Source organism: Streptomyces sp. NPDC002784 (genome assembly GCF_053592135.1).
The window spans coordinates 354,903-380,253 of sequence record NZ_JBSFVD010000002.1 but is presented as its reverse complement, the minus strand read 5'-3'; the positions used below and the strand labels follow the sequence as shown (position 1 = coordinate 380,253).

Sequence of the window (25,351 nt, the reverse complement as noted above, 5' to 3'; positions counted from 1 at the left end):
CTGTCCTCAGATGTCGCGGAAGCGGTTGATGGCGTCGAGGTGCTTGGCGCGCATCTCCTGGTCGCGCACGCCCAGGCCCTCCTCGGGGGCCAGGCACAGCACGCCGACCTTGCCCTGGTGGAGGTTGCGGTGCACGTCGAACGCGGCCTGGCCGGTGTCCTCCAGGGAGTAGACCTTCGACAGCGTCGGGTGGATCTTGCCCTTCGCGATCAGCCGGTTGGCCTCCCAGGCCTCCCGGTAGTTGGCGAAGTGCGAGCCGATGATCCGCTTCAGCGACATCCACAGGTAGCGGTTGTCGTACTCGTGCATGTACCCCGAGGTGGAGGCGCAGGTGGTGATGGTGCCGCCCTTGCGGGTGACGTAGACGGAGGCGCCGAAGGTCTCGCGGCCGGGGTGCTCGAAGACGATGTCGATGTCCTCCCCGCCGGTGAGCTCGCGGATGCGCTTGCCGAAGCGCTTCCACTCCTTCGGGTCCTGGGTGCTCTCGTCCTTCCAGAACTTGTAGCCCTCGGCGTTGCGGTCGATGATCGCCTCGGCGCCCATCGCGCGGCAGATCTCCGCCTTCTGCGGGCTGCTCACCACACAGATCGGGTTGGCGCCGCCGGCCAGCGCGAACTGCGTGGCGTAGCTGCCGAGTCCGCCGCTGGCGCCCCAGATCAGGACGTTGTCGCCCTGCTTCATGCCGGCGCCGTTGCGGGAGACCAGCTGCCGGTAGGCGGTGGAGTTGACCAGGCCCGGGGCCGCGGCCTCCTCCCAGCTGAGGTGCTTGGGCTTCGGCATCAGCTGGTTGGACTTCACGAGCGCGATCTCGGCGAGGCCGCCGAAGTTGGTCTCGAAGCCCCAGATGCGCTGCTCGGGGTCGAGCATGGTGTCGTTGTGGCCGTCGGACGACTCCAGCTCGACGGAGAGGCAGTGCGCGACGACCTCGTCCCCGGGGGCCCAGGCGTTGACGCCGGGGCCGGTGCGCAGGACGACGCCCGCGAGGTCGGAGCCGATGATGTGGTACGGCAGGTCGTGGCGCTTGGTGAGCTCGCTGACCTTGCCGTAGCGCTCCAGGAAGCTGAACGTCGACACCGGCTCGAAGATCGAGGTCCACACGGAGTTGTAGTTGACCGAGGAGGCCATCACGGCCACCAGGGCCTCGCCCGGGCCGAGTTCCGGCACCGGCACGTCGTCCAGGTGGATCGACTTGCGGGGGTCCTTGTCGCGGGTCGCGAGGCCCGCGAACATCTCCGTCTCGTCCTTGTGCACGGTGATCGCGCGGTACGACTCGGGGAGCGGCAGAGCGGCGAAGTCGGCCGGCGTCGATTCCGGCGACTGGATCGCGTCCAGGATGTCCTTCACGGTCACGGTGTTGCCTCCGGCGATACGCGTCCTGAGGGGGGACGCTCGAGGGTTACGTCGGTGCTGCTGAGGGTGTGTGTGGGTGCCGTCGGTTCGGCGTGTGGTGCGGTGCGGCGGCGCTTTGTGGCGCGGGAGGGTGCCTGTGACGCAGGCGTCCGGCGCGCGAGCCGTTGGGCTCGTCGGGACAGGCCGGACACCTTGAACGTATGACACCGCGTGTCAGGCCGCAAGGCACTGAGTGCCAGAAGTTGCTCTCAGGTGAAATCTTTACGTAACAGATGAGCGATGATCGATCGAACGCGGGGTGAAAGAAGCCGAAAAACCTGCTCTGACATGCCAAAACGGCCACCCCGGGGGGTGGCCGTCATCACAGTGGCGAAGGGTCCTGGCGGCGGGCCTCAGCGCTCCTTGAGCGCCTCTTCGATGGTCCGCATCACCTGGTCCAGCGGGGCGTCGGTCCGGGCGACGGTCACCAGGACCTCGCCCTGCGCGGAGACCGTCGCCGCGGCCGGCTGGGGGGTGGTCGCCGTCCGGCCGGCCCCTATGCCGCTGCCGAAGGTCTTGCGGACGATCGCGAAGGCATGGTCCAGCTGGGCCTCCACATCGCCCTGGCCGCCCGCCCGCAGCCAGCGCCGCAGCACATGGTTGTGGGCGGTGACCACGGCGGACGCGGCGACCTCCGCCAGCAGCGGGTCGTCGTTGGCGTCGTCGTCGTGCGCGTGCTCGTCGAAGTGGCCGAGGAGGTAGCGCGTGAAGAGACGCTCGTAACGGGCCACCGAGGCGATCTCCGCCTCGCGCAGGGTGGGCACCTCACGGGTGAGCTTGTAGCGGGCGACCGAGATCTCCGGGCGGGCCGCGTACATCCGCATGACTTCCTTGATGCCGCGGCACACCGTGTCGAGCGGATGCTCGTGCGCGGGGGCGGCGTTGAGCACCGCCTCGGCACGGATCAGGGTGTCGTCGTGATCCGGGAAGATCGCCTCTTCCTTGGAGCGGAAGTGACGGAAGAAGGTGCGGCGCGCGACCCCGGCCGCGGCCGCGATCTCGTCGACGGTGGTCGCCTCGTACCCCTTGGTGGAGAACAGCTCCATCGCCGCGGCCGCCAGTTCTCGGCGCATCTTGAGCCGCTGGGCGGCCGCGCGACTGCCTGCGGCACTTTCCGGTGCATCGGGCGTGGCTGGTGTACGTGAGGACCTGGCGGGCTGGGGCATGACCCGAACGTACTGCATCCGCGCAGGACGGTGCGCAGGTCCCGGGCTTCCCCCGCCCTGGGCGGGCGGGGGAGCGGCCGCGGGGTCGAGCAGTCCGCCCCAGTCCTCGCCTACGCGGAACCAGTCGCCGGGACGGTCACCGGCGGGCATATTCGCGGAAGCCGCGGCCCGTCTTGCGGCCGAGGCAGCCCGCGGCCACCAGGTGCTCCAGCAGCGGCGCCGGAGCCAGGCCCGGGTCACGGAACTCGCGGTGCAGAACCTTCTCGATGGCCAGCGACACATCGAGCCCGACCACGTCCAGGAGCTCGAACGGGCCCATCGGGTAGCCGCCGCCCAGCTTCATCGCCGCGTCGATGTCGTCGAGCGTGGCGTAGTGCTCCTGCACCATCTTGATCGCGTTGTTCAGGTACGGGAACAGCAGGGCGTTGACGATGAATCCGGCCCGGTCGCCGCAGTCCACCGCGTGCTTCCTGATCCGGCCGCACACCTCGCGGACCGTGGCGTGCACGTCGTCGGCGGTCAGGACGGTACGGACGACCTCGACCAGCTTCATCGCCGGGGCCGGGTTGAAGAAGTGCATGCCGATCACGTCCTGCGGGCGCGAGGTGGCGCGGGCGCAGGCGACGACGGGCAGCGAGGAGGTGGTGGTGGCCAGCACCGCGCCGGGCTTGCAGACCTTGTCCAGGGTGGCGAACAGCTGCTGCTTGATCTCCAGGTCCTCGGCGACCGCCTCGACGGCCAGGTCGACCTCGGCGAAGGAGTCGTAGGAGCCGGCCGGGGTGATCCGGTCCAGGGTCTGGGCCGCGGCCTCCGCGGTCATCCGGCCCTTGTCGACCGAGCGCGACAGGGACTTGCCGATGCGGGCCTTGGCGGTCTGCGCCTTCTCCTCGCTGCGGGCGGCGAGGACGACGTCGTAGCCCGCCTTGGCGAAGACCTCGGCGATTCCGGAGGCCATGGTGCCGGAACCGGCGACGCCGACGGAGCGGACCTCGCGGCCCGGCACCGGGACCGAGCCCTCCAGCGGGGTCAGGGCGTCCCGCACGACGGTCGCGCTGCCCGGCGCCTCGTAGGTGTAGAAGCCGCGGCCCGTCTTACGGCCCGTCAGGCCCGCCTCGCTCAGCTGCTTGAGGATCGGCGCGGGGGCGTGCAGCCGGTCGTGGGACTCGGCGTACATGGCGTCCAGGACGGTGCGCGCGGTGTCGATGCCGATGAGGTCGAGCAGGGCGAGGGGGCCCATGGGCAGGCCGCAGCCGAGCCGCATGGCGGCGTCGATGTCCTCGCGGGAGGCGTACTTGGCCTCGTACATCGCGGCGGCCTGGTTGAGGTAGCCGAACAGCAGGCCGTCGGCGACGAATCCGGGCCGGTCGCCCACCGCGACGGGCTCCTTGCCGAGGTCGAGGGCGAGGTTGGTGACGGCGGTGACGGCCGCGGGCGCGGTCAGCACCGAGGAGACGACCTCGACCAGCTTCATCGCCGGGGCCGGGTTGAAGAAGTGCAGCCCGAGCACCCGCTCGGGACGCGCCGAGTCGGCGGCGAGCCGGGTGACGGACAGCGCGTTGGTCCCGGTGGCCAGGATCGTCCCGGGGCGCACGATCCCGTCCAGCGCGCGGAAGATCTGCTGCTTGATCTCGTACGACTCCGGCACGACTTCGATCACCAGGTCGGCGTCGGCCGCCGCGGCCAGGTCGGTGGAGGTGCGAACCCGGGCGAGGGCGTCGGCGCGCTCCTGCCCGGTGAGCCTGCCGCGCTCCACGGCGCGGGTGGTGGAGGCCTCCAGGGCGGCCACCGACCGGGCTGCCGCGGCCTCGCTGATGTCGATGCCGACGACCTCGCGGCCGGCCTTGGCGAGGACCTCGGTGATACCGGTGCCCATGGTGCCGAGGCCGATGACGGCGACGGTCCGGATCGGGGACAGAGGGGTGTCGGACAGGGGAGTGGCCATCGCGGGACTCCAGGAATGAGGGTGACGACTGGGAGCGCGGCCCGGGTGCGCCGAAGCGGCGCACCGGGTGCGTGAGAGATGCGGGTGTGGTCCGGGCTACCTGCGCACACGCCCGGTGCCGTCGACACGGACGTGCACACGTCCGGTGAACGGTCCTGCCCGACCGGCCCTGTCCCGTGGCCGAGTCGTACTGCGGTATCCGAGATACCGAACCGACAGTCCGCGGCGGCTGCGTCACCAGGCCACCGCGGGTGGAACGCGAGGGGGTACCTCGCTCGTCTGAGCTTAACCGGCCGGTAACGAGCGCGCCAGTCCCCGTCCTTCACCGTCTTTGTGATGTAGGTCCCGACGCGGCGGACACGCCCATAGGCTCGATGTCATGGACGAAGAGTTGCGATCACTCACGGAGCGCTTACGGCGGGAGTCGGGCGGCGGCCCGGGTTTCGAGCAGCTGGCGGGGACCACGGACCCGGATGCGCTGGCCGATGTCCTCACCGCGCCGGGGCAGTCGCTGTGGGCCCGGGAGCTGGCCGCGTTCCGGCTCGGACTCGCGGGGGACCGGCGGGCGTTCGAAGCCCTGGTCCTGCTCCTGAACCACCGTGACCCGCAGCGCTGTTCGTCCGCCGCGTACGCCCTGGCCCGGCTGGGCGATCCGCGGACGGCCCGGGCGGCGGCGGCGCTCGCCACGAACGAACTGCGCGTCGCCTACGCGCTGCACCCGGTCCGGCTGCTGGTCGAACTGCGCGCCCCCGAGGCCGTCCCCGCGCTGATCACCACCCTGGAGCGACGGCTGCGCCCGCACGACCCGTACCGCCGGGTGGCGCTCGCCTGCGTCGAGGGTCTCGGCGCGCTCGGCGACACCCGGGCCCGGACCGTGCTGAGCGAGGCGCTGGCCCATCCGGCGCTCGCGGAGGCGGCGGTGCGGGCGCTGGCGCGGATCCCCAGGCAGCGGTGAGGCGGATGCGCGGGCAGCATGGCGCGGATGCGCGGGCAGCGGTGAGGCGGATGCTCAGGCAGCGGTGAGTTCTCTGGCGTACCGCACCTCCGGCACCAGCACGCCGTCGACCTCGAAGGGTTCCTCGGCGCCGTCGGGGAGGAACCCGGCCCGTTCGTAGAAGCGGCGGGCGTCGGTGTTCTCCTTCAGGACCCAGAGCAGCATGCGCGGGTATCCGGCGGCCGTGCACCGGCGTATCGACTCCTGGAGGAGGGCCTGACCGATCCCGGCGCCGTACTGACCCGGGTCGACATAGATCGCGTACAGCTCGGCGTCTTCGCCGGGGAGGTCCTCGGATCGGTAGGGGCCGTGGCAGGCCCAGCCGACGGTGCCGCCGTGCCGCTCGGCGATGAGGTTCACCGCGCTGCCGTCGCCCTGGGTGAAGCGGGCGCGATGGCGCTCGGCGTCCTCCGCGACGCTGAGACCGTCGAGGTAGCCCTGCGGCAGCAGCCCCCGGTAGGCGGTGCGCCAGCCGCCGACGCGGATCTCGGCGACGCGGTCGCAGTCGGCGTACACCATGTCCCGCAGGTGGATGTCCGTCACTCGGCCACCACCGCGAACGCCTCGATCTCCATCCGGAACTCCGGCCGCACCAGAGCCGCCACCTGCACCGCCGACGCGGCCGGCAGCCGGTCGTCCGGTATGTGCTCGGCGCGGGCCGCGCGGATCGCGGGCAGGTCCGCCAGGTCCGTGACGAAGAAGGTGAGTTTGACGACGTCGTCGAAGGTCGCCCCGGCGGCGGCCAGGCAGCGCCGCAGGTTCTCGAAGACCTGACGGGCCTGCGCGGCCGGGTCGCCCTCGCCGACCGGTTCGCCCTTCTCGTCGAGCGGAAGCTGGCCGGCGACGGCCACGAAGCGGCCGGTGCCCATGACCACATGGCTGTACTGCGGCGCGGCGGCCACCCCGTCGGGGGCGGGAATCCTGGTCAGCTCACTCATGCGTCCATGGTGGACCACGGGTCTGACAACGCCCGCCCCCGAGGGGGGAGTCAGCCGCGGAAGCCGAGCAGGCCGTGCAGGGTCGCGCCCCGCGAGGCCGAGGACGACGCCGGGCTCAGCGGCTTCGGGTCGGGCAGCGCGTCGCACACCGCGTCCACCTCACCGCCGCCGCGCGGCACCGTGCCGTCGGTCAGATACGCCGCCAGGTGCCGGTCCAGGCAGGCGTTCCCGCTCAGTGAGATGCCGTGGTTCTGACCGCCCTGTTCGACCACCAGGCTGGAGCCGTGCAGCATCCGGTGCACCGTCACGGCGCCGTGGTACGGCGTCGCCGCGTCCCCGGTCGCCTGGAACAGCAGCGCCGGCGGCAGCGTGCCGTTGGCGACGTTCACCGGCTCCAGGGAGCCGGTGGGCCAGAACGCGCAGGGCGCGTTGTACCAGGCGTTGCTCCAGGTCATGAACGGTGCCTTCGCGTACACCGCCCAGTTGTCGGCACGCCACTGCTCCCAGTCGCGCGGCCACTGTGCGTCCCGGCACTGGACGGAGGTGTAGACGCTGTAGCCGTTGTCGCCCGCCGCGTCCACGGCGGCGAAGTTCTCGTACGCCTCCACGAGCGGATCGGTGTTCTTGTCGCCCACGTACGCCGCGAACGCCTCGGCGAGATGGGGCCAGTAGCCGTTGTAGTAGCCGCCGGGCAGGAAGGTCTCCTCCAGCTCGGCGGGGCCCACCGTGCCGCCGGCCGGTTTCTTCGCCAGGGCGGCCCGCATCGCGTACCACTCGGCCTCGATCCTCGCCGGGTCGGTGCCCAGCTTGTAGGTCGCGTGGTGCTTGGCGACCCACGCCATGAAGGCGAGGTGACGGTCGTTGAAGGCGTGGTCCTGCGCGAGGTTGTTCTCGTACCAGACACCCGTGGGATCCACCACGGAGTCCAGGACCAGCCGCCGCACGCGCTCCGGGAAGAGCTTGGCGTAGACCGCGCCGAGATACGTGCCGTACGAATAGCCGAAGTAGTTGATCCGCTCGGCGCCGACCGCGTGCCGGATCCGGTCCATGTCCCGTACGGCGCTGAGCGTGTTGATGTACGGCAGCAGATGCCCGTACTTGTCGCCGCACGCCTTCGCGAAGGACTGCGCGCGGCTGAGGTTGGCCTTCTCGAGCGCCGGGGTGCTCGGCACCGAGTCCGGGCGCACCGGGTTGAAATGGCCGGGCTTGCAGTCGAGGGCGGGCTTGCTCTTGCCGACCCCGCGCGGGTCGAAGCCGATCACGTCGTACTGCGCCGCCACCGACTTCGGCAGCGTCTTCGCCACGAACCCGGCCAGGGTCAGGCCGCTGCCGCCGGGGCCGCCGGGGTTGACCAGCAGCGGGCCCTGGTACTTCTTCGCGGTGTGCGGCACGCGCGACAGGGCGAGCGTGATCTGCTCACCGTGCGGATTCGCGTGGTCGAGCGGCACCTTCAGGGAGGCGCACTGGAGCGTCGGATAGGTGGTGGTGCCGCAGCTCTTCCAGGTGAGCTTCGGAGCCGGCTTCGGCACGCCGGCCTCGGCGGGGACGGCCGTGAACGTCCCGGCCACGACGACGGCCGCACCGCACAGCACGGCTGCGCGTTTTCTCATCGAGTCCTCCCAGGACGGAGGTGTGCGGACCGCGAGGGTCACGGTCCACGCGGCATCGTCCCGGAAAGGCCGCCCGGAAGAACGTGTTCTGGCGATACTTGACCCAATTGGGTCGGTTGTTGCGCTCGGATGCTCTCAGGCGTCGGTGTTCTCAGGCGTCGGTGTTCTCAGGCGTCGGGTGTTCTCAGGCGTCTGTGTTCTCAGATCAGGGAGAGCTGCACCGGCCCGGCCGGCTGGGGCCCGGCCGGTTCGGGCTCACGGATCCGGCGCGGCATGCCCGCGCGCGTGGGGCCGATGCCGTACTCCTCGGCCAGCTCGTGCACCTGACGGGTGATCCGGCGCTGGTACCACTTCGGGGCGTAGGCGCCGTCCGCGTACAGCCGCTCGTACCGGCGCACCAGACAGGGATGGTGGCGTTCGAGCCAGGCCATGAACCACTCCCGGGCGCCGGGCCGCAGATGCAGCACCAGCGGGGTCACCGAGGTCGCCCCGGCCGCGGCTGTCGCCCTCACGGTGGCCCGCAGCTGGGCCGGGGAGTCGCTCAGGAACGGGATGACCGGCGCCATCAGCACCCCGCACCCGATGCCGTGCTCGCTCAGCGTGCGGACGACCTCCAGGCGCCGCTCGGGGGCGGGCGTGCCCGGCTCGACGGTCCGCCACAGCTCGGCGTCGGTGAAGCCGACCGAGACGGAGATGCCGACGTTGGTGACCGCCGCCGCCTGCTTCAGCAGCTCCAGGTCGCGCAGGATGAGCGTGCCCTTGGTCAGGATCGAGAAGGGGTTGGCGTGGTCGCGCAGGGCGCCGATGATGCCCGGCATCAGGCGGTAGCGGCCCTCCGCCCGCTGATAGCAGTCGACGTTCGTGCCCATCGCGATGTGCTCGCCCAGCCAGCGCCGTGAGCCGAGCTGGCGGCGCACCAGCTCGGGGGCGTTCACCTTGACCACGATCTGGGAGTCGAAGCCGAGCCCGGTGTCGAGGTCCAGATAGCTGTGCGTCTTGCGCGCGAAGCAGTACACACACGCGTGCGAACAGCCCCGGTAGGGGTTGACCGTCCACTCGAAAGGCATGCGGGAGGCCCCCGGCACCCGGTTGATGATCGAGCGGGCCCGTATCTCGTGGAACGTGATCCCGCGGAACTCGGGGGTGTCGAAGGTACGGGTGGTCACCGCGTCGGCGCCGAACAGCGCGGCGTCGGCCCGGCTGTGGTCGGACTCCAGGGCGAGGTTCTCCCAGCGCATGAGGCCTCCTCGGTAGCACTGACCACAGAATAGAACACATGTTCCCTTGATCGTGCGACCTCGATTTGGGCGGCCGGGTCGCGGAGTGGTTGGCTTGCCCCCGATCCCCGAGCAATTCACCTCACGGAGGAACTCAATGGCGCAGGTCGAGGCCACTACGGAGCGGGTCGTCGCGGCGGACGCGGAGAAGGTGTTCGACGCCCTCGCCGACTACAGCGGCACCCGCGAGAAGCTGCTGCCCGAGCACTTCAGCGAGTACGAGGTGCGCGAGGGCGGCGACGGCGAGGGCACCCTCGTCCACTGGAAGCTCCAGGCCACCAGCAAGCGGGTGCGCGACTGTCTGCTGGAGGTCACCGAGCCCACCGACGGCGAGCTGGTCGAGAAGGACCGCAACTCCTCCATGGTCACCACCTGGCGCGTCACCCCGGCCGGCGAGGACAGGTCCCGGGTGGTCGTCACCACCACCTGGCAGGGCGCCGGCGGTATTGGCGGCTTCTTCGAGAAGACCTTCGCCCCCAAGGGCCTCGGCCGGATCTACGACGCCCTGCTCGACAAGCTCGCCGCCGAGGTCGAGAAGTAAGTCCCAGGTGTCCGGGGGGCGTTGACGCCTCTCACTGGATCGAGTGGATCCGCCCCCGCCGTACCGGTCTGCCGTAACTCGTCGCGCTTGCTCGCAGTTGTCGCCATAAGCGGGAATTGCGTGGCAGGCGCGGCGAGGGGAGCGGGACGTGGGCGGGACGACTGTGGTGCAGGACCGAGCGGTCGAGGCACCCCCCGAGACCCCCGCACCGGCCCCGTCGGCGCTCGTCGAACTCGGCCCGCGCCGGGTGCGGTTGGTCTTCGTCGGGCTGATGCTCGCGCTGCTGCTGGCCGCGCTGGAGCAGATGATCGTCGCCACCGCGCTGCCGAAGATCGTCGGCGAGCTGCACGGCCTGGACCGGATGTCCTGGACGATCACCGCCTACCTGCTCACCTCCACCATCGGCCTGCCGGTCTACGGCAAGCTCGGCGACCTCCTCGGCCGCAAGGGCGTCTTCCAGTTCGCGATCGTCGTCTTCGTCATCGGCTCCGCGCTCGCCGGGCGGGCCCAGACCATGGACCAGCTGATCGCCTACCGGGCCGTCCAGGGCGTCGGCGCGGGCGGGCTCATGATCGGGGTGCAGGCGATCATCGCCGACATCGTGCCGCCCCGGCAGCGCGGCCGCTACATGGGCCTGATCGGCGCCGTCTTCGGGCTGGCCTCCGTCGCGGGCCCCCTGCTCGGCGGCTACTTCACCGACCATCTCTCCTGGCGCTGGTGCTTCTACATCAACGTCCCCTTCGGCCTCGTCACCCTCGCCGTCATCGCCGTCGTGCTGAAGCTGCCGAAGCCCACCGCCAAACCCCGCCTCGACGTCCTCGGCGCGCTGCTGCTGGCCGCCACCTCCACCTGCCTGGTCCTGCTGACCAGTTGGGGCGGCACCGAGCACGCCTGGGACTCGCGCGTCATCCTCGGCCTCGGCGCGGGCGCGGTGGCAACCGCCGTCCTCTTCCTCGTCGCCGAGCACTTCGCCCCCGAACCCCTCATCCCGCTGCGGCTGTTCAGGGACTCCGTCTTCGTCGTCACCGGCCTGGTGGGCCTGGTGATCGGCGTCGCCCTGTTCGGCGCCGCCAGCTATCTGCCGACGTTCCTGCAGATGGTCGACGGGGCGTCCGCCACCGAGTCGGGGCTGCTGATGCTGCCCATGATGGGCGGCATCGTCGGCGCCTCCATCCTCTCCGGACAGCTCATCAGCCACACCGGCCGTTACAAGCTCCACCCCGTCCTCGGCGGCGCCCTCTCCGTCGTCGGCATGTGGCTGCTGTCCCGGCTCGACGCCGAAACGCCCCGGCTGCACTACAGCGTCTGGATGGCCGTCCTCGGCGCGGGCATCGGCATGGTGATGCCGGTGCTGATCCTCGCCGTGCAGAACTCCGTGCGCCCCACCGACCTCGGCACCGCCACCAGCGCCAGCAACTACTTCCGGCAGATCGGCGGCTCGGTCGGCGCCGCGATCTTCGGCACCCTCTTCGCCCACCGGCTCACCGACGCGCTCGCCGACCGGCTGCCCACGCCCGCGGGCGCCGGCCTTCCCGACCCCGAGTCCATCACCCCGCAGGTGGTCCACGCGCTGCCCCCGGCCCTGCGCGAGGACTACATCCAGGCCTACGCCGACGCCATGCCGAGGATCTTCCTCTACCTCGTGCCGGTGCTCGCCCTCGGCCTGCTCCTCGCCTTCTTCCTCAAGGAGAAACCCCTGGTGTCCCACCCCACCGCCGAAACCGAGCCCGCGCCCGTCAACGCCGCCGTTCCCGGCGCCCGTTCACCGCACGCGGCCGGTATCCCCGTGTGCGGCACGGTCCAGCACCCCGACGGCACCGTCGTCCCGCGCGCGGCGCTCACCCTCATCGACTCCGTCGGACAGCAGATCGGCCGGGGCGCCAGCGGCGAGGACGGGCGGTACGCGCTGTCCACGGCCGGACCGGGGGCCTACGTCCTGATCGCCGCGGCGGGCGGACACCAGCCGCAGGCCGTCTCCGTCACCGTCGGCGAACGCCCGGTCGAGGTGGACGTGGTGCTCGGCGGCGCCGGGCGCCTGACGGGCACCGTGATGACCGCCGACGGCAGCCGCGTACGGGAGGCGACGGTCACCCTCACCGACGTCCACGGCGAGGTCGTCGCCAGCACCCGCAGCGGACGCGAGGGCGGCTACGTCATCACCGAGCTGGTGGCCGGCGAGTACACCCTCGCCGCGAGCGCGCCCGCCTTCCGGCCCGCCGCGCTCCCCGTCACCGTGCAGGCGGCCCGGGAGACCCGGCAGGACATCGAACTCGCCGGGGGCGCCGTGCTGCGCGGGACGGTCCGGGCGAGCGGCGGCAGGCCCGTGGAGGACGCGCGCGTGACGCTGCTGGACGCGGCCGGGAATGTCGTCGACACGCTCATCACGGGACCGGACGGCACGTTCCGGTTCGTGGACCTGTCCTCCGGCGAGTACACGGTGATCGCCGCGGGGTATCCGCCGGTCGCCACCGTGCTCCAGATGGCCGGCGGCGGCCGCACGGAACGCGACCTTCAGCTGGGGCACGAGGACTGAGGAGCGCGGGGGCGCGCGCCGGGGCGTGGGCAGTCGCCAATTCCCGCATTGACGCACATCACGACCGCCGCTCGCCGTACCGTGGAGTCGGCGGCATGAGATCTTGCCAAGCCGTGGGGAGAGAGGCCTTGGCCATGGACCGTGGCATCGAGAGGGACGTACCTCCCAGCCGCGGAGCTGGGAACGGCGCGAGGGAAGGTATCGCGACCGGCCGCGTCCCGCTGGCGGTCGTCGTGGTGGACCGCGAGGGCCTGGTGTCCCACTGGAGCACCGGCGCCAGACGGCTGTTCGGCGCCGGCAAGGACGAGGCGATCGGACGCCCCGCCGCCGACCTGCTGCCCGTCTCCGGGGCGCTGCCCGACGCGGCCGACGCCGGCCCGCACGGGGCGTACGCCGCCTACGACGGGCTCGGACCCGGCCTGGAGTCCTCCCTCGACGGGCGGCTCGACTACCCCGCCGCGGGCCGCGCCCGGCTCACCGTGCCGGGCGAGAGCCGCTCCGACGTCCTGTGGTGGGCCTACCCCCTCGTCGGACCGGGGAGCGAGCGGCTGCTGGTCCTGGCGGCCGACGCGGACGCACTCCAGCAGCACGATCCCGACGGCCTCGGCGTCGAGCGGATCGCGCCCGGGTTCGCCCTGCACACGGACTTCCCCGGCGCCGAGGAGCTGGCCCGCCGGCTGCCCGAGATCCTGCCCAGCATGAGCGTGGGCGAGAGCTCCCGCATCGTGGCGCAGATCCTCGAACTCGGCTATCCAGTTCTGGAGTTCAGCCAGAACGACCGGGTGCCCGTCACCCCCGACTGGGGTGTGCCGCGGCGCGCCGAGCGCAGGGCCCGCCGGGAGCGGGCCGCCCGCGCCGCGGTGCTCGGGCTGCCGCTGCCGACGGAGAGCGCCGAGGAGAGCGAGGACCTGGAGTACGCCGCGGTCCGCGAACGCCTGGAGTTCCTCAACGAGGTCAGCGGCCGCATCGGCACCTCCCTCGATCTGTCCCGGACCATCGTCGAGGTCAGCAAGGCCGTCGTGCCCCGCTTCACCGACGTCGCCGGCACCTATCTGCGCGAACAGGTCGTCGCGGGCGAGGGGTTCCCGGAGGGTGTGCCGGACACCACCACCCTGTGGCACCGGGTCGCCGTCGAGCACACCGACGAACCCGGCCGCTGGGACGACGTCGTGCCGGTCGGCGAGGCGATGCCGTTCCCGGCGCACACGCCGTTCTTCCAGTGCATGACCACCGGCGAGCCCGTGCTGGTGCCGCGGATCAGCGAGGAGATGGGCCACGCCATCGCCTCCCAGTTCGAGAAGCGTGACATCCGGCCGCTGATCACGGGCCGCTCCATGCTGGTCGTACCGCTCAAGGCCCGCCAGGTGGTCCTCGGCTTCATGATCCTGCTGCGCCACCCCGAGCGGCCCGTCTTCAACGACATGGACCGGGTCACCGGCGCCGAACTCGCCGCCCGCGCGGGCCTGGTGCTCGACAACGCCCGCATGTACACCTTCCAGGAGAGCGTCGCCGAGACCCTCCAGGACAGCATGCTGCCGCACATCCCGCCGCGCATGGCGGGCTGCGACATCGCCACCCGCTACCTGCCCGGCACCCTGCTCGGCCGGGTCGGCGGAGACTGGTTCGACTCCGTCAAGCTGCCCGGCGCGCGCACCGCGCTGGTCGTCGGCGACGTGATGGGGCACGGCCTCAACTCGGCCGCGATGATGGGCCAGTTGCGTACGGCCGTCCAGACCATGGCCGCGCTCGACCTGCCGCCCGCCCAGCTCCTGCGCAACCTCGACGACCTCGCCCAGCGCCTCGGCGACACCTACCTCGCGACCTGTCTCTACGCCGTCTACGACCCGATCGCCGGGGAGCTGCACCTCGCCAACGCGGGCCATATCCCGCCGGTGCTGGTGCGCGCCGAGGACGGGCGCAGCGAGCTGCTCGACCTGCCGACGGGCGCGCCGATAGGAGTCGGCGGCGTGCCCTTCGAGGCGGTACGGGTCCGGGTCGAGCCCGGCGACCGGCTGGTGATGTGCACCGACGGTCTGGTCGAGGTGCGCGGGGAGGACATCGGGGTGGGGCTGGCGACGCTGTGCGAGTCCGCCGCGCATCCGGCCGCGTCCATGGACGACGCCTGCGACATGATCATCCGGGCGCTCAACACCCGGGGTGGCCGCAAGGACGATGTCGCCCTGCTGATGGCGCGGCTCAACGGCATCGGGCCGGAGGACGTCGCCGAGTGGCGGCTCGCCCTCGACCCCGTGGAGGTCGGCCGGGCCCGCGCGGTGGTCCGGGAGCAGTTGCACGACTGGGGTCTGGCGCGGCTGGCCGGCCTCACCGAGCTGCTGGTCAGCGAGCTGGTCACGAACGCCCTGCGGCACTCGCACGGCCGGCCCGTCGATCTGCGGCTGGTCCGCGGTGACACCCTGCTGTGCGAGGTGGACGACGACGACCACGAGCTGCCGACCCTGATGAACGCCGGGGCGGGCGACGAACTCGGGCGGGGGCTGCGGGTGGTGAGCACCCTCGCGCGGGAGTGGGGCACCAGCCGGACGGGTGCCGGAAAGACCGTCTGGTTCGAACTGACGCTGCCGCGACGCTGACCGGTCCCGTGGCCCCGGGAGCGCGCGGGGCGCACGGTGGCGGACGCGGACCGAACGCGGCGTGAAGGTATGCACGGCGTGCTTGTCGTGCCGCGCGGGGCGCGGTAGACCGTACTCGCCCGTCACTTCGTGGCGGGATGTCCGTCGCATCCTGGGGAGTTGGGCATGAGCGTGACGAGTCGGTACCGGCAGGCATGGGAGGGCTTCTGGCGGGAGGCGCCCGGGGAACAGGGGGCGGTGTTCTGGGACGCGGAGCCGGCGCTCACGGTCGGTCTCCATCTGGCGCTGTTCGAACCGCACTTGACGGCGCCGACGCTGCCCCTGGTGGATCTCGGCTGCGGCAACGGCACCCAGACCCGTTTCCTGGCCGGGCGGTTCCCGCATGTCGTCGGGGCCGACCTGTCCGGCGCGGCGATCGACCACGCCCGCCAGGCCGACCCCGCGGGCCTGGCCACGTACCGCGTCCTGGACGCGGGCGAGAAGGACGAGGCGCAGACGCTGCACGCGGAGCTGGGCGACGCCAACGTCTACATGCGGGGCGTCCTGCACCAGGCGGAGCCCGACGACCGGCAGGCGCTGGTCGACGGCATCGCCACCCTCATCGGCACCCGTGGCCGGGCCTTCCTGGTCGAGCCGGCCGAGGCCGCCAAGTCCGTCCTGCTGGGCCTCGCGCAGGGCCCCGCCGGCCCGCCCCCGAAACTCGCCCCCGTCTTCCGGCACGGCATCGCACCCGGCGAGCTCGCCGATGACGCGGTACCGGCGTACCTGCGGGCGGCCGGACTCGAGATAGTGGCCTCCGGCGAACTTCCCCTCGCCACCACGGAGTACACCCAGGACGGCACCCGGATCGAGCTGCCGTCGAAGTGGGTCGTCGTCTCCGCCGTCTAGCCGGGGGCACGTTTCCGGTGCCCTGCGGGCGGCCGGACTGGCGGGGATGGGGTCGGGGGGTGCCGCTGGAGAAGGTGAAGCGCGTCCCCGGGTGCGACTCGGATAGAGCGGGCGGCGGAGTGGGTCGTCGTGTCCTGCGTCTGGTCGACGCCCGGGTCGTGGAGCCTCGCCGCCCCTGCGTGGGCGGCGTCCCTCTCGGCGGCGCTTGCGGGGTGCCGCGGGTGGCCCGGCTGGCGGTGGTGGCGTCCGGTGAGGTGTCACTGGGCGCGGCGGAGCACGTCCCCGGGTGTGGCTCGGACGAGCTGTGTCGGAGTGGGTCGTCGTGTCCTGCGTCTGGTCGACGCTCGGGTCGTGGAGCCTCGCCGCCCCTGCGTGGGCGGCGTCCCTCTCGGCCGGGGTGGCGCCGTGCTAGCGGTGGTGGCGTCCGGGGCCGGGTGCGGATCGAGCTGTCGTCGGAGTGGGTCGTCGTGTGCCGGGGCTGGCTGCCGCCCGGGCCGTGGAGCGGTGGCTTGCGGCCGGCGACGCGCATGCGGCGTCGGTCGGCACGGCGGGGCACGTCCCGAGCGAGGTGCCTCGTAGTGGGGCGTCGTGTTCCGTGGCTGGCTCGCGGCCGGTCGTGGCACCGCGTCGAGCGGACGCGGCGCACGACGGACCGCTCCGGCGGCCACCGCCAGGCGATGGTGTTCGCTGGCCGGGGGCGGGTTCGGCGCGTAACGTGACCGGGCATGAAGATCCTCATCAGCGCCGACATGGAGGGCGCCACGGGGGTGACCTGGCCGGCCGACGTGCTGCCGGGCACTCCGCAGTGGGAGCGCTGCCGCTCGATGTTCACCTCGGACGTCAACGCCGCCGTCCTCGGGTTCTACGACGGCGGCGCGGACGAGGTCCTGATCAACGAGGCGCACTGGACCATGCGCAACCTCCTGCTGGAGCAGCTCGACGAGCGGGCCGAGATGCTCACCGGGCGGCACAAGTCGCTGTCCATGGTGGAGGGCGTGCAGCACGGCGACGTGGACGGCATCGCCTTCATCGGCTACCACGCGGGCGCCGGCATGGAGGGCGTCCTCGCCCACACCTACCTCGCCAACTCCATCACCGGGGTGTGGCTGAACGACGTACGGGCCAGCGAGGGGCTGCTCAACGCCCATGTCGTCGCCGAGTACGGCGTGCCCGTCGTGCTGGTCACCGGCGACGACGTGGCCTGCGAGGACGCCCTCGGCTACGCCCCCGAGGCCCTCAAGGTCGCGGTCAAGGACCATGTCTCGCGGTACGCCGCGGTCTGCCGTACGCCGGGCCGGACCTTCGCCGACATCCGCGCCGCGGCCAAGGAGGCCGCGGCGCTGGCGGTCCGGCACGAGCCGGTCAGGGGCGGGCCGTTCACCGTCGCCGTGGAGTTCGACGCCGAGCACCTGGCGGCGGCCGCGACCGTCGTGCCCGGTGTGGAGCGGATCGGGGAGCGCAAGGCGGGGTACACCAGCGGGACCATGTACGAGGCGATCCGGACCTTCAAGGCGGTCACCACGATCGCCGCGGCGGCGGTGGAGGAGCAGTATGGCTGACCGGCAGGCACTGGAGGAGGTCGTGACGTTCACGTCGGACCTCATCCGGATCGACACCACCAACCGGGGTGGCGGTGACTGCCAGGAGCGGCCCGCCGCCGAGTACGCCGCCGCCCGGCTCGCGGAGGCGGGGCTCACCCCCACCCTGCTGGAGCGCACCAGGGGCCGCACCAATGTCGTCGCCCGCATCGAGGGCAGCGACCCCTCCGCGGACGCGCTGCTGCTGCACGGTCATCTCGACGTGGTGCCCGCCGAGGCCCGGGACTGGAGCGTGCACCCCTTCTCCGGGGAGATCCGCGACGGGGTCGTGTGGGGGCGCGGGGCCGTCGACATGAAGAACATGGACGCGATGATCCTCGCCGTCGCCCGCTTCTGGGCCCGCCAGGGCGTGCGCCCCCGGCGGGACATCGTGATCGCGTTCACCGCGGACGAGGAGGCGAGCGCCGAGGACGGATCCGGCTTCCTCGCCGACCGGCACGCCGCGCTGTTCGAGGGCTGCACCGAGGGCGTCAGCGAGTCCGGGGCGTTCACCTTCCACGACGGCTCCGGACGGGAGCTGTACCCGATCGCCGCCGGTGAGCGGGGCACCGGCTGGCTGAAGCTCACCGCGCGGGGGCGCGCCGGGCACGGCTCCAAGGTCAACCGGGACAACGCGGTGACCCGGCTGGCCGCCGCCGTGGCCCGGATCGGCGACCACGAGTGGCCGCTCCGGCTCACCCCGACCGTGCGCGCGGCCCTGACCGAGCTCGCCGCCGTGTACCGGCTCGCGCCCGGCCTGGACGACGTGGACGGGCTGCTGAAGAAGCTCGGCCCGGCCGCCGCCCTGGTCGAGGCCACCGTCCGCAACAGCACCAACCCGACGATGCTGGACGCCGGTTACAAGGTGAACGTCATCCCGGGCGAGGCCGTCGCCCATGTCGACGGTCGGTTTCTGCCGGGCACCGAGGACGAGTTCCGCACGACCCTTGACCTGCTCACCGGACCTGACGTGGAGTGGGAGTTCGACCATCGGGAGGTGGCCCTCCAGGCGCCGGTCGACTCGCCGACGTTCGCGAAGATGCGGGCCGCCGTCGAGGAGTTCGCGCCGCAGGGACACGTCGTGCCGTACTGCATGTCCGGCGGCACCGACGCCAAGCAGTTCTCGCGCCTCGGGATCACGGGGTACGGGTTCGCGCCGCTGAAGCTGCCGGAGGGCTTCGACTACCAGGCCCTGTTCCACGGCGTCGACGAACGCGTGCCCGTCGAGGCGCTGCACTTCGGTGTACGGGTCCTGGACCGCTTCCTGCGCACGGCCTAGGCGAGTTGGGGGAGAACGTGCAGACGCTGCCGTACGGTTCCTGGCCCTCGCCCATCGACGCGGCCCTCGCGGCCGCGCACGACGGGCACCCCGAGTACGTCGGGTTCGTCGGCGACGAGGTGTGGTGGACCGAGCCACGGCCCACCGAGGGCGGCCGGCGCACCCTCGTCCGCCGCCGCGCCGACGGCACCCAGGAGCCGGTGCTGCCGGCGCCCTGGAACGTGCGCAGCCGGGTCATCGAGTACGGCGGCCGGCCCTGGACCGGAGCCGTCGTGGACGGCCGGCCGCTCGTGGTCTTCGTCGACTGCGCCGACCAGCGGCTGTACCGCTACGAGCCCGGCGACGCCCCGCGCCCGCTCACCCCACTGTCACCGGTGGGCGGCGGACTGCGCTGGGCCGACCCGCAGTTGCTGCTCGACCGGCGTGAAGTGTGGTGCGTGCTGGAGGAGTTCACCGGTGACGGCCCGACCGATGTGCGGCGCGTCCTGGCCGCCGTACCGCTGGACGGGTCGGCCGCGCGGGACCGGGACGCCGTGCGCGAACTCAGCGACGGCTCCCACCGGTTCGTCACCGGGCCGCGGCTCTCGCCCGACGGGCGGCGGGCGGCCTGGCTCGGCTGGGACCATCCGCGGATGCCGTGGGACGGGACGGAACTGGTCGTCGCGGACGTCGGCACCGCACTGACCGGCGCGCGGACCGTCGCGGGCGGGCCCGAGGAGTCGATCGCCCAGGCCGACTGGGCGCCCGACGGATCCCTGCTGTACGCGAGCGACCACTCCGGCTGGTGGAACCTCTACCGCGACGGCAGACCGCTGTGCCCGCGCGAGGAGGAGTTCGGCGGGCCGCTGTGGAAGCTCGGCCACCGCTGGTTCGCTCCGCTGGACAGCGGCCTGATCGCGGTGGTGCACGGCCGGGGCGCCACCGCGCTCGGGATACTCGACCCCGAGAGCGGCGAGGTCGTCGACGCGGCCGGACCCTGGACCGAGTTCGCGCCCACCCTGGCCGTGCACGGCGAGCGGGTCGTCGCCGTCGGGGCCAGCCCGCGCAGCGCCTACGAGGTGGTCGAGCTGGACACCCGCACCGGCCGGGCCCGGGTGATCGGCGCCGAGCACGACGACCCGGTGGACCCGGCGTACTACCCCGAGCCGCAGATCCGCACGTTCACCGGACCGGCCGGACGGGAGATCCACGCGCACGTCTACCCGCCGCACAACCCCGGCTGCGTCGCCCCCGGTGACCGGCCCGCGCCGTACGTGGTGTGGGCGCACGGCGGCCCCACCGGACGGGCGCCGCTCGTCCTGGACCTGGAGATCGCCTACTTCACCTCGCGCGGCATCGGCGTCGCCGAGGTCAACTACGGCGGCTCCACCGGATACGGCCGGGAGTACCGCGACCGGCTGCGCGAGCAGTGGGGCCTGGTCGACGTCGAGGACTGCGCGGCCGTCGCGCTGGCCCTCGCCGACGAGGGCACCGCCGACCGCGACCGGCTCGCGGTGCGCGGCGGCAGCGCGGGCGGCTGGACCGCGGCGGTCTCGCTCGCCGCCACCGACGTCTACGCCTGCGGCACCATCATCTACCCCATCCTCGACCTCGCCGCGTGGGCCGACGGCGAGACCCACGACTTCGAGTCGCGGTACCTGGAGAGCCTGGTCGGGCCGCGCGAGGAGGTGCCCGGCCGGTACGCGGAGCGCTCGCCCACCGAGCACGCCGAGCGGATCACCGCGCCGTTCCTGCTGCTGCAGGGCCTGGACGACGTGATCTGCCCGCCGGTGCAGTGCGAACGGTTCCTGGCCCGGATGGCGGGGCGGCGGGTGCCGCACGCCTACATCGCCTTCGAGGGGGAGGGGCACGGCTTCCGCCGGGCGGAGACCATGGTGCGGGCGCTGGATGCCGAACTCTCCCTCTACGCCCAGGTCTTCGGACTCAACCCGCCCGGCATCCCCACGCTGGAGCTCGCCAAGTGAAGCCACTCCTGCGCCCGTCCCGGCTCGCCCCCGGCGCCCGCGTCGCCGTCGTCGCCACCAGCGGGCCGGTGCCCGAGGAACGGCTGCAGGCCGGGCTCGACGTGCTGCGCGGCTGGGACCTCGACCCGGTGGTTGCACCCCATGTGCTGGACCGGCACCCGCAGTTCGGCTACCTCGCGGGGACGGACGCCGACCGGGCCGCCGACCTGCAGAACGCCTGGTGCGATCCGTCCGTGGACGCCGTGCTCTGCGCCCGCGGCGGCTACGGCGCCCAGCGGCTGACCGGTCTGCTCGACTGGGAGGCGATGCGCGCGGCCGGGCCGAAGGTGTTCGTGGGGTTCAGCGATCTCACCGTCCTGCACGAGGCGTTCGCGCGGCGGCTCGGGCTCGTCACGCTGCACGGGCCGATGGCGGCGGGCATCGACTTCGTCAAGAGCGCACGGGCCCAGGAACACCTCAGGGCCACGCTGTTCACCCCCGAGACGGTCCGTCACATCGCCTCTGGCGGCCGGGCCATGGTGCCGGGACGGGCCCGCGGGGTCACCCTCGGCGGCTGTCTGAGCCTGCTCGCCTCGGAACTCGGCACCCCGGACGTCCGGCCGTCCGCCCGGGGCGGGCTGCTGTGCCTGGAGGACGTGGGGGAGGAGACGTACCGCATCGACCGGTACCTCACCCAACTCCTGCGCGCGGGCTGGCTCGACGGGGTCGCCGGGCTGCTGCTCGGCTCGTGGGACCGGTGCGATCCCTACGACCGGCTGCACCCCCTGCTCGTGGACCGGCTCGGCGGGCTCGGGGTGCCGGTGGTGGAGGAGTTCGGGTTCGGGCACTGCGCGGACGCGCTGACCGTCCCCTTCGGAGTGATGGCCGAACTGGACGCCGACGCGGGCACGTTGACCCTGGACGAACCCGCGCTGCGCTGAACTCCCGTGAAGAAACCCCCGGCACGGTGATTGACCTCCTCTGACACGTGTCACACCATGACTACCGGCCGGTACTTACCGGTCGGTAAGCCGGGTTGTCCTCAGTGTGGAGGTCTCGTGTCCCGTCGCGTGCTCGGATCCTGCATCCCCCTCGCTCTCCTGCTCGGCGCCACCCTCGCCCCTCCCGCCACCGCGACCTCGCAGTACACGGTCACCGCGCTGAAGTTCACCGTCCGGGCGGGCGACCGCAGTTGCACGATCGACGCCGATCTGTACCGGCCCTCCGGCGTGGACCGCGCCCCCGCCGTGCTCGCCACCAACGGCTTCGGGGGCAGCAAGAACGACGGCTCCACCGACGCCATCGGCAAGGCCTTCGCCGAGCGCGGCTATGTCTCACTCGTCTACTCCGGACTCGGCTTCGGCCGCTCCGGCTGTCTGATCTCCCTCGACGACCCGGCGATCGACGGCGCGGCGGCCTCCCGGCTCATCGACTTCCTCGGCGGCAAACGGTCCGCCGACGACGGCACCACCGCCGACTTCGTCACCCTCGACTCCGCGGGCGACCCGCGCGTCGGCATGATCGGCGGCTCCTACGGCGGCGCGATCCAGCTGGCCACGGCCGCCGTCGACCAGCGCATCGACGCGATTGTCCCGATGATCACCTGGAACGACCTCGCCTACTCCCTCGACCCCAACAACGCCCTCGGCGCCGACTTGGTGCCCGGTGCCTTCAAGTGGCAGTGGTCCAACGGCTTCTACCTCATCGGCGAGGGCCAGCCGCTGCTCCAGCCGAGTCTGGACCCGTCCCGGATCAACTCCCTGGCGTGTCTGCACTTCGTCACCCGGGCCTGCGAGACCGTCCGCACCCTCAACTCCGGCAGCTACCCGGCCGACCGGACCGCCGAGCTGCTCTCCTACGCCCGCAGCGTCTCGCCGGTCTCCTACCTGAGCCGCGTCAAGGCACCCACCCTCCTCGTCCAGGGCCAGGCCGACAGCCTCTTCAACCTCAACGAGGCGACGGCGACGTACCGGGCGCTGACGGCGCAGGGCACGCAGACCAAGATGATCTGGCAGAACTGGGGGCACAGCGGTGGCATGGCCGCCGGTGAACTCGACCTCAGCCGGGGCAACCTGGAAACCAGCTACGTCGGCCGGCGCATCCTCGCCTGGTTCGACCGCTACCTCGACCGGGAGAACGTCGACACCGGTCCCGCCTTCGCCTACTACCGCCACTGGATCAGCGACCCCGACGACACCTACGCCACCGCGGACGCCGTGCCCTCCCTCAGCCGAAAGCTCTACCTCTCCGGCGACGGCAAGCTCGTCGACAACCGGTCCAAGGTGGTGCGCGGCAGCCGTACGTACACCAACTGGGCGGTCCCCACCAGCCATTCGGAGAGCTCGCTGGCCGGCCTGCTCGGCCTGCCCGACCCGGCGCCGTACGACACCGCGGGCACCTACCTCGGCTGGACCAGCGAGCCGCTGGCCCGCACTACCGATGTCGTCGGCGCGCCCCGGGCCACGCTCAAGGTGGTCTCCCCGAAGGCCGAGCGGACCCAGGACTCCGGCGACGCCGCCGACCGGCTCGTCCTGTTCGCCAAGCTCTACGACATCGCACCCGACGGCAGCAAGACCCTGGTGCACCGGCTCGTCGCGCCGGTACGGGTGCCGGACGTGACGAAGAGCTTCACGGTGACCCTGCCCGGCATCGTGCACCGGTACGAGAAGGGGCACCGGCTGCGGTTCGTCGTCGCGGCGAGTGACGGCGCCTACCTCGGCAACCGGGGGATCAAGCCGGTGACCGTGGTCAGCGCCCCCGAGGAGACCGGGGTGCTCCAGCTGCCGGTGACCGGCGGCTGAGTCACCCGGAGGAGCGGTCTCACCGTGCGTGACGGGGTCTTCGGGCGCACCCTGGTGACATGACGACCTCCGAGAAGGGCGGCGGCAAGGCCGGCGGCAAGGGCGGTGGCAAGGGCGAGGGCCGCAACCCGGCCTTCACGCCCGCGCGGATCGCCGTGCTCACGCTGGCCGTCCTCGCCCTGATCTTCATCTTCGAGAACACCCGGCAGACCAAGATCCGCCTGCTGGTCCCCGAAGTCACGATGCCCCTGTGGACGGCGCTCCTGGCCACCGGGCTGATCGGGGCGCTGTGCGGGGCGTACTTCACGAGGCGGCGCGGATAGTCCGCCGTAGGCTGGCGGGATGCCGCACATCGCATCCCGCTACCTGGCCGAAGGCCCCCGCGTGGGCATACGCCCCTTCCGCCCCGAGGACTCCGCCGAGTTCACCGCCCGGGCCCGGGAGAGCAAGGAGCTGCACCAGCCCTGGCTCTTCCCGCCGGACACCGACGCGGCCTACGCCGCCTACGCCGGGCGGCTGATCGAGGATCCGGCCAAGGCGGGCTTCCTGGTGTGCGAGAAGGACGACGGTGGCTCGATCGCCGGGTACATCAACATCAACAACATCGTCCGGGGCGCCTTCCAGTGCGGCGCCCTCGGCTACGGCGCCTTCGCGCACTCCGCCGGGCGCGGACTGATGCGGGAGGCGCTCGGACTCGTGGTGGACCACGCGTTCGGCCCGCTCGGGCTGCACCGGCTGGAGATCAACGCGCAGCCCGGCAACACCGCGTCGCTGGCCCTGGCCCGCTCCTGCGGCTTCCGCCTGGAGGGCTTCTCCCCGGCCATGCTGTACATCGACGGGGCCTGGCGCGACCACGAACGCTGGGCGCTCACCACCGAGATGCGCGCCCGCGCCCCGCGTCAGGACTGACGGTCCACGTACTCGTAGACCGCGCCGTCGGGATGCATGGCGATCAGATTGCGGCCCGCCGGGGTGGCCAGCGGACCGGCGATCACCCGGGCACCGAGCTCGACGAGCACGTCCCGGGCCTCCACGACGTCCTGCACGGCGATCGTCGCGGCGACCTTGCGCAGCACCTCCAACTCCGCCTCCGGGCCGCTCATCAGCAGGAAGCAGCCGACCGCGGCGACCTGGACGCCGCCGCGCTCGAAGCGGAGGGCCCGGCCGCCGGCCAGGCGCTCGTAGAAGGGGACCGCGGTCTCCAGGTCGTCGACGCATACGCGCAGCGTGGCTCCCAGAATCTCCATGAGGAGGAGCCTAGTTGGGGCGCGCCGCACAAGGAGATCGTTTCGCCCGATCTCCACAGGGCCCTTGTTATGCCCACCCCGGCACGGGTACCCGCCGGCCATGGAGCGCTTGGATCACCTTGAACATCTGGACAGGCATCTGGTCGACGAACTGGCGCAGGTGGCGCGGGAGACGATCCGCGAGGAAGTGCGCGAGCAGACCCGCAGGCAGCGCCGTACGGCGATGCTGTACGCCGCTTCCGGCACCGTCGCCCTGTACGCGGGCGCGGCCCTCGCGCTCGCCGCCGGACTGGCCCTGGCCCTCGTCCTGCCCGACTGGGCGGCGGCGCTGATCACCGCGGCGCTCCTCGCCGTGGTGGCCTATGTGCTGCGCGGGGCGGCCCGGCCGAAGCACGCCGACGCGTCCTCGCCCGGGCAGGCGCTCGCAGGCACGGCGCCGACCGCCCCGCCGAGCGGGACCGGCGTGCCGTACCCGCCGATGCCGTCCGCCACGCCCCCCGTCCCCGCGAACCCGCCGCGCCCCGGCGGCACGGCCCCCGAGCAGCCGCACCCCCGGGCCTGACCCACGCCGGCCAGGCCCTATCCGGGTCACGTGTTCGGCACCCGGGCCGCGCCGCGGGAAGAGGCGGGCACCC

Annotated in this window: 21 protein-coding genes; 13 read left to right on the top strand and 8 right to left on the bottom strand. The window is 72.3% G+C overall.

Going from position 1 to position 25,351, the window contains the following annotated elements:
• Positions 1-6 precede the first annotated feature (6 nt).
• From ccrA to ACWD1Z_RS06335, 3 genes are all read right to left on the bottom strand, one after another.
• Positions 7-1,344, bottom strand: a complete 1,338-nt coding sequence (gene ccrA, locus ACWD1Z_RS06345; RefSeq protein WP_451116341.1) for a crotonyl-CoA carboxylase/reductase — start codon at positions 1,342-1,344, stop codon at positions 7-9.
• A gap of 398 nt (positions 1,345-1,742) precedes the next feature.
• Positions 1,743-2,573 carry a TetR family transcriptional regulator gene (locus tag ACWD1Z_RS06340; RefSeq protein ID WP_389420734.1) on the bottom strand — a complete coding sequence of 277 codons (831 nt, stop codon included), beginning with the start codon at positions 2,571-2,573 and terminating at the stop codon, positions 1,743-1,745.
• 118 nt (positions 2,574-2,691) lie between these two features.
• Positions 2,692-4,497: a 3-hydroxyacyl-CoA dehydrogenase family protein gene (locus ACWD1Z_RS06335; RefSeq protein WP_451116013.1), complete on the bottom strand. Its 1,806-nt coding sequence runs from the start codon at positions 4,495-4,497 to the stop codon at positions 2,692-2,694.
• 379 nt (positions 4,498-4,876) lie between these two features.
• Here ACWD1Z_RS06335 and ACWD1Z_RS06330 point away from each other — a divergent pair, with 379 nt between their 5' ends.
• Positions 4,877-5,452, top strand: coding sequence for an adenylosuccinate lyase (locus ACWD1Z_RS06330; RefSeq protein WP_451116011.1), 576 nt, complete (start codon positions 4,877-4,879; stop codon positions 5,450-5,452).
• Positions 5,453-5,506: 54 nt separating this feature from the next.
• Here ACWD1Z_RS06330 and ACWD1Z_RS06325 read toward each other — a convergent pair whose 3' ends face one another.
• From ACWD1Z_RS06325 to ACWD1Z_RS06310, 4 genes are all read right to left on the bottom strand, one after another.
• On the bottom strand, positions 5,507-6,010 hold the full coding sequence (locus ACWD1Z_RS06325) for an N-acetyltransferase family protein (protein WP_451116340.1): 504 nt from the start codon (positions 6,008-6,010) through the stop codon (positions 5,507-5,509).
• Positions 6,011-6,030: 20 nt separating this feature from the next.
• Complete coding sequence (locus tag ACWD1Z_RS06320; RefSeq protein WP_451116010.1) at positions 6,031-6,429, bottom strand: RidA family protein; 399 nt, start codon at positions 6,427-6,429, stop codon at positions 6,031-6,033.
• A gap of 50 nt (positions 6,430-6,479) precedes the next feature.
• Positions 6,480-8,039, bottom strand: coding sequence for an alpha/beta hydrolase (locus ACWD1Z_RS06315; RefSeq protein WP_451116009.1), 1,560 nt, complete (start codon positions 8,037-8,039; stop codon positions 6,480-6,482).
• A 200-nt stretch (positions 8,040-8,239) separates the two neighbouring features.
• The gene (locus tag ACWD1Z_RS06310; RefSeq protein WP_451116007.1) at positions 8,240-9,277 is read right to left on the bottom strand and encodes an Rv2578c family radical SAM protein; all 1,038 of its coding nucleotides are present in this window, start codon (positions 9,275-9,277) and stop codon (positions 8,240-8,242) included.
• Positions 9,278-9,413: 136 nt separating this feature from the next.
• On the opposite strand from ACWD1Z_RS06310, the gene ACWD1Z_RS06305 reads away from it, so the two are divergent.
• From ACWD1Z_RS06305 to ACWD1Z_RS06255, 11 genes are all read left to right on the top strand, one after another.
• Positions 9,414-9,857 (top strand): SRPBCC family protein, encoded by a 444-nt coding sequence (locus tag ACWD1Z_RS06305; protein ID WP_389420740.1) that lies wholly within the window; start codon positions 9,414-9,416, stop codon positions 9,855-9,857.
• A 148-nt stretch (positions 9,858-10,005) separates the two neighbouring features.
• Positions 10,006-12,390, top strand: a complete 2,385-nt coding sequence (locus tag ACWD1Z_RS06300) for an MFS transporter (RefSeq protein ID WP_451116005.1) — start codon at positions 10,006-10,008, stop codon at positions 12,388-12,390.
• A 134-nt stretch (positions 12,391-12,524) separates the two neighbouring features.
• A complete protein-coding gene (locus ACWD1Z_RS06295) occupies positions 12,525-14,981 on the top strand; it encodes a SpoIIE family protein phosphatase (protein ID WP_451116339.1) in 2,457 nt (818 codons plus the stop codon).
• Positions 14,982-15,146: 165 nt separating this feature from the next.
• On the top strand, positions 15,147-15,869 hold the full coding sequence (locus tag ACWD1Z_RS06290) for a class I SAM-dependent methyltransferase (protein WP_451116004.1): 723 nt from the start codon (positions 15,147-15,149) through the stop codon (positions 15,867-15,869).
• A gap of 725 nt (positions 15,870-16,594) precedes the next feature.
• Positions 16,595-17,428, top strand: coding sequence for a M55 family metallopeptidase (locus ACWD1Z_RS06285; protein WP_451116002.1), 834 nt, complete (start codon positions 16,595-16,597; stop codon positions 17,426-17,428).
• The gene (locus ACWD1Z_RS06280; RefSeq protein WP_451116001.1) at positions 17,421-18,725 is read left to right on the top strand and encodes a M20/M25/M40 family metallo-hydrolase; all 1,305 of its coding nucleotides are present in this window, start codon (positions 17,421-17,423) and stop codon (positions 18,723-18,725) included. Before ACWD1Z_RS06285 ends, ACWD1Z_RS06280 begins: the two co-directional genes overlap by 8 nt.
• Before the next feature lie 5 nt (positions 18,726-18,730).
• Entirely contained in the window at positions 18,731-20,689 is a 1,959-nt protein-coding gene (locus ACWD1Z_RS06275) for a dipeptidyl-peptidase 5 (protein ID WP_451115999.1), read from the top strand.
• The gene (locus ACWD1Z_RS06270) at positions 20,686-21,609 is read left to right on the top strand and encodes a S66 peptidase family protein (RefSeq protein ID WP_451115997.1); all 924 of its coding nucleotides are present in this window, start codon (positions 20,686-20,688) and stop codon (positions 21,607-21,609) included. Before ACWD1Z_RS06275 ends, ACWD1Z_RS06270 begins: the two co-directional genes overlap by 4 nt.
• Before the next feature lie 57 nt (positions 21,610-21,666).
• A complete protein-coding gene (locus tag ACWD1Z_RS06265) occupies positions 21,667-23,469 on the top strand; it encodes a CocE/NonD family hydrolase (protein ID WP_451115995.1) in 1,803 nt (600 codons plus the stop codon).
• 59 nt (positions 23,470-23,528) lie between these two features.
• The gene (locus ACWD1Z_RS06260) at positions 23,529-23,792 is read left to right on the top strand and encodes a DUF1049 domain-containing protein (protein ID WP_451115993.1); all 264 of its coding nucleotides are present in this window, start codon (positions 23,529-23,531) and stop codon (positions 23,790-23,792) included.
• Between the two features lie 19 nt (positions 23,793-23,811).
• The gene (locus ACWD1Z_RS06255) at positions 23,812-24,378 is read left to right on the top strand and encodes a GNAT family N-acetyltransferase (protein ID WP_451115991.1); all 567 of its coding nucleotides are present in this window, start codon (positions 23,812-23,814) and stop codon (positions 24,376-24,378) included.
• On the opposite strand, the gene ACWD1Z_RS06250 is transcribed toward ACWD1Z_RS06255, so the two are convergent.
• Positions 24,369-24,716 carry a VOC family protein gene (locus ACWD1Z_RS06250; RefSeq protein WP_451115990.1) on the bottom strand — a complete coding sequence of 116 codons (348 nt, stop codon included), beginning with the start codon at positions 24,714-24,716 and terminating at the stop codon, positions 24,369-24,371. The genes ACWD1Z_RS06255 and ACWD1Z_RS06250 overlap by 10 nt on opposite strands.
• A 100-nt stretch (positions 24,717-24,816) precedes the next feature.
• Between ACWD1Z_RS06250 and ACWD1Z_RS06245 the strand changes: the two genes are divergently transcribed.
• Positions 24,817-25,278 (top strand): phage holin family protein, encoded by a 462-nt coding sequence (locus ACWD1Z_RS06245; RefSeq protein WP_451115988.1) that lies wholly within the window; start codon positions 24,817-24,819, stop codon positions 25,276-25,278.
• The last annotated feature ends 73 nt before the right edge of the window (positions 25,279-25,351 follow it).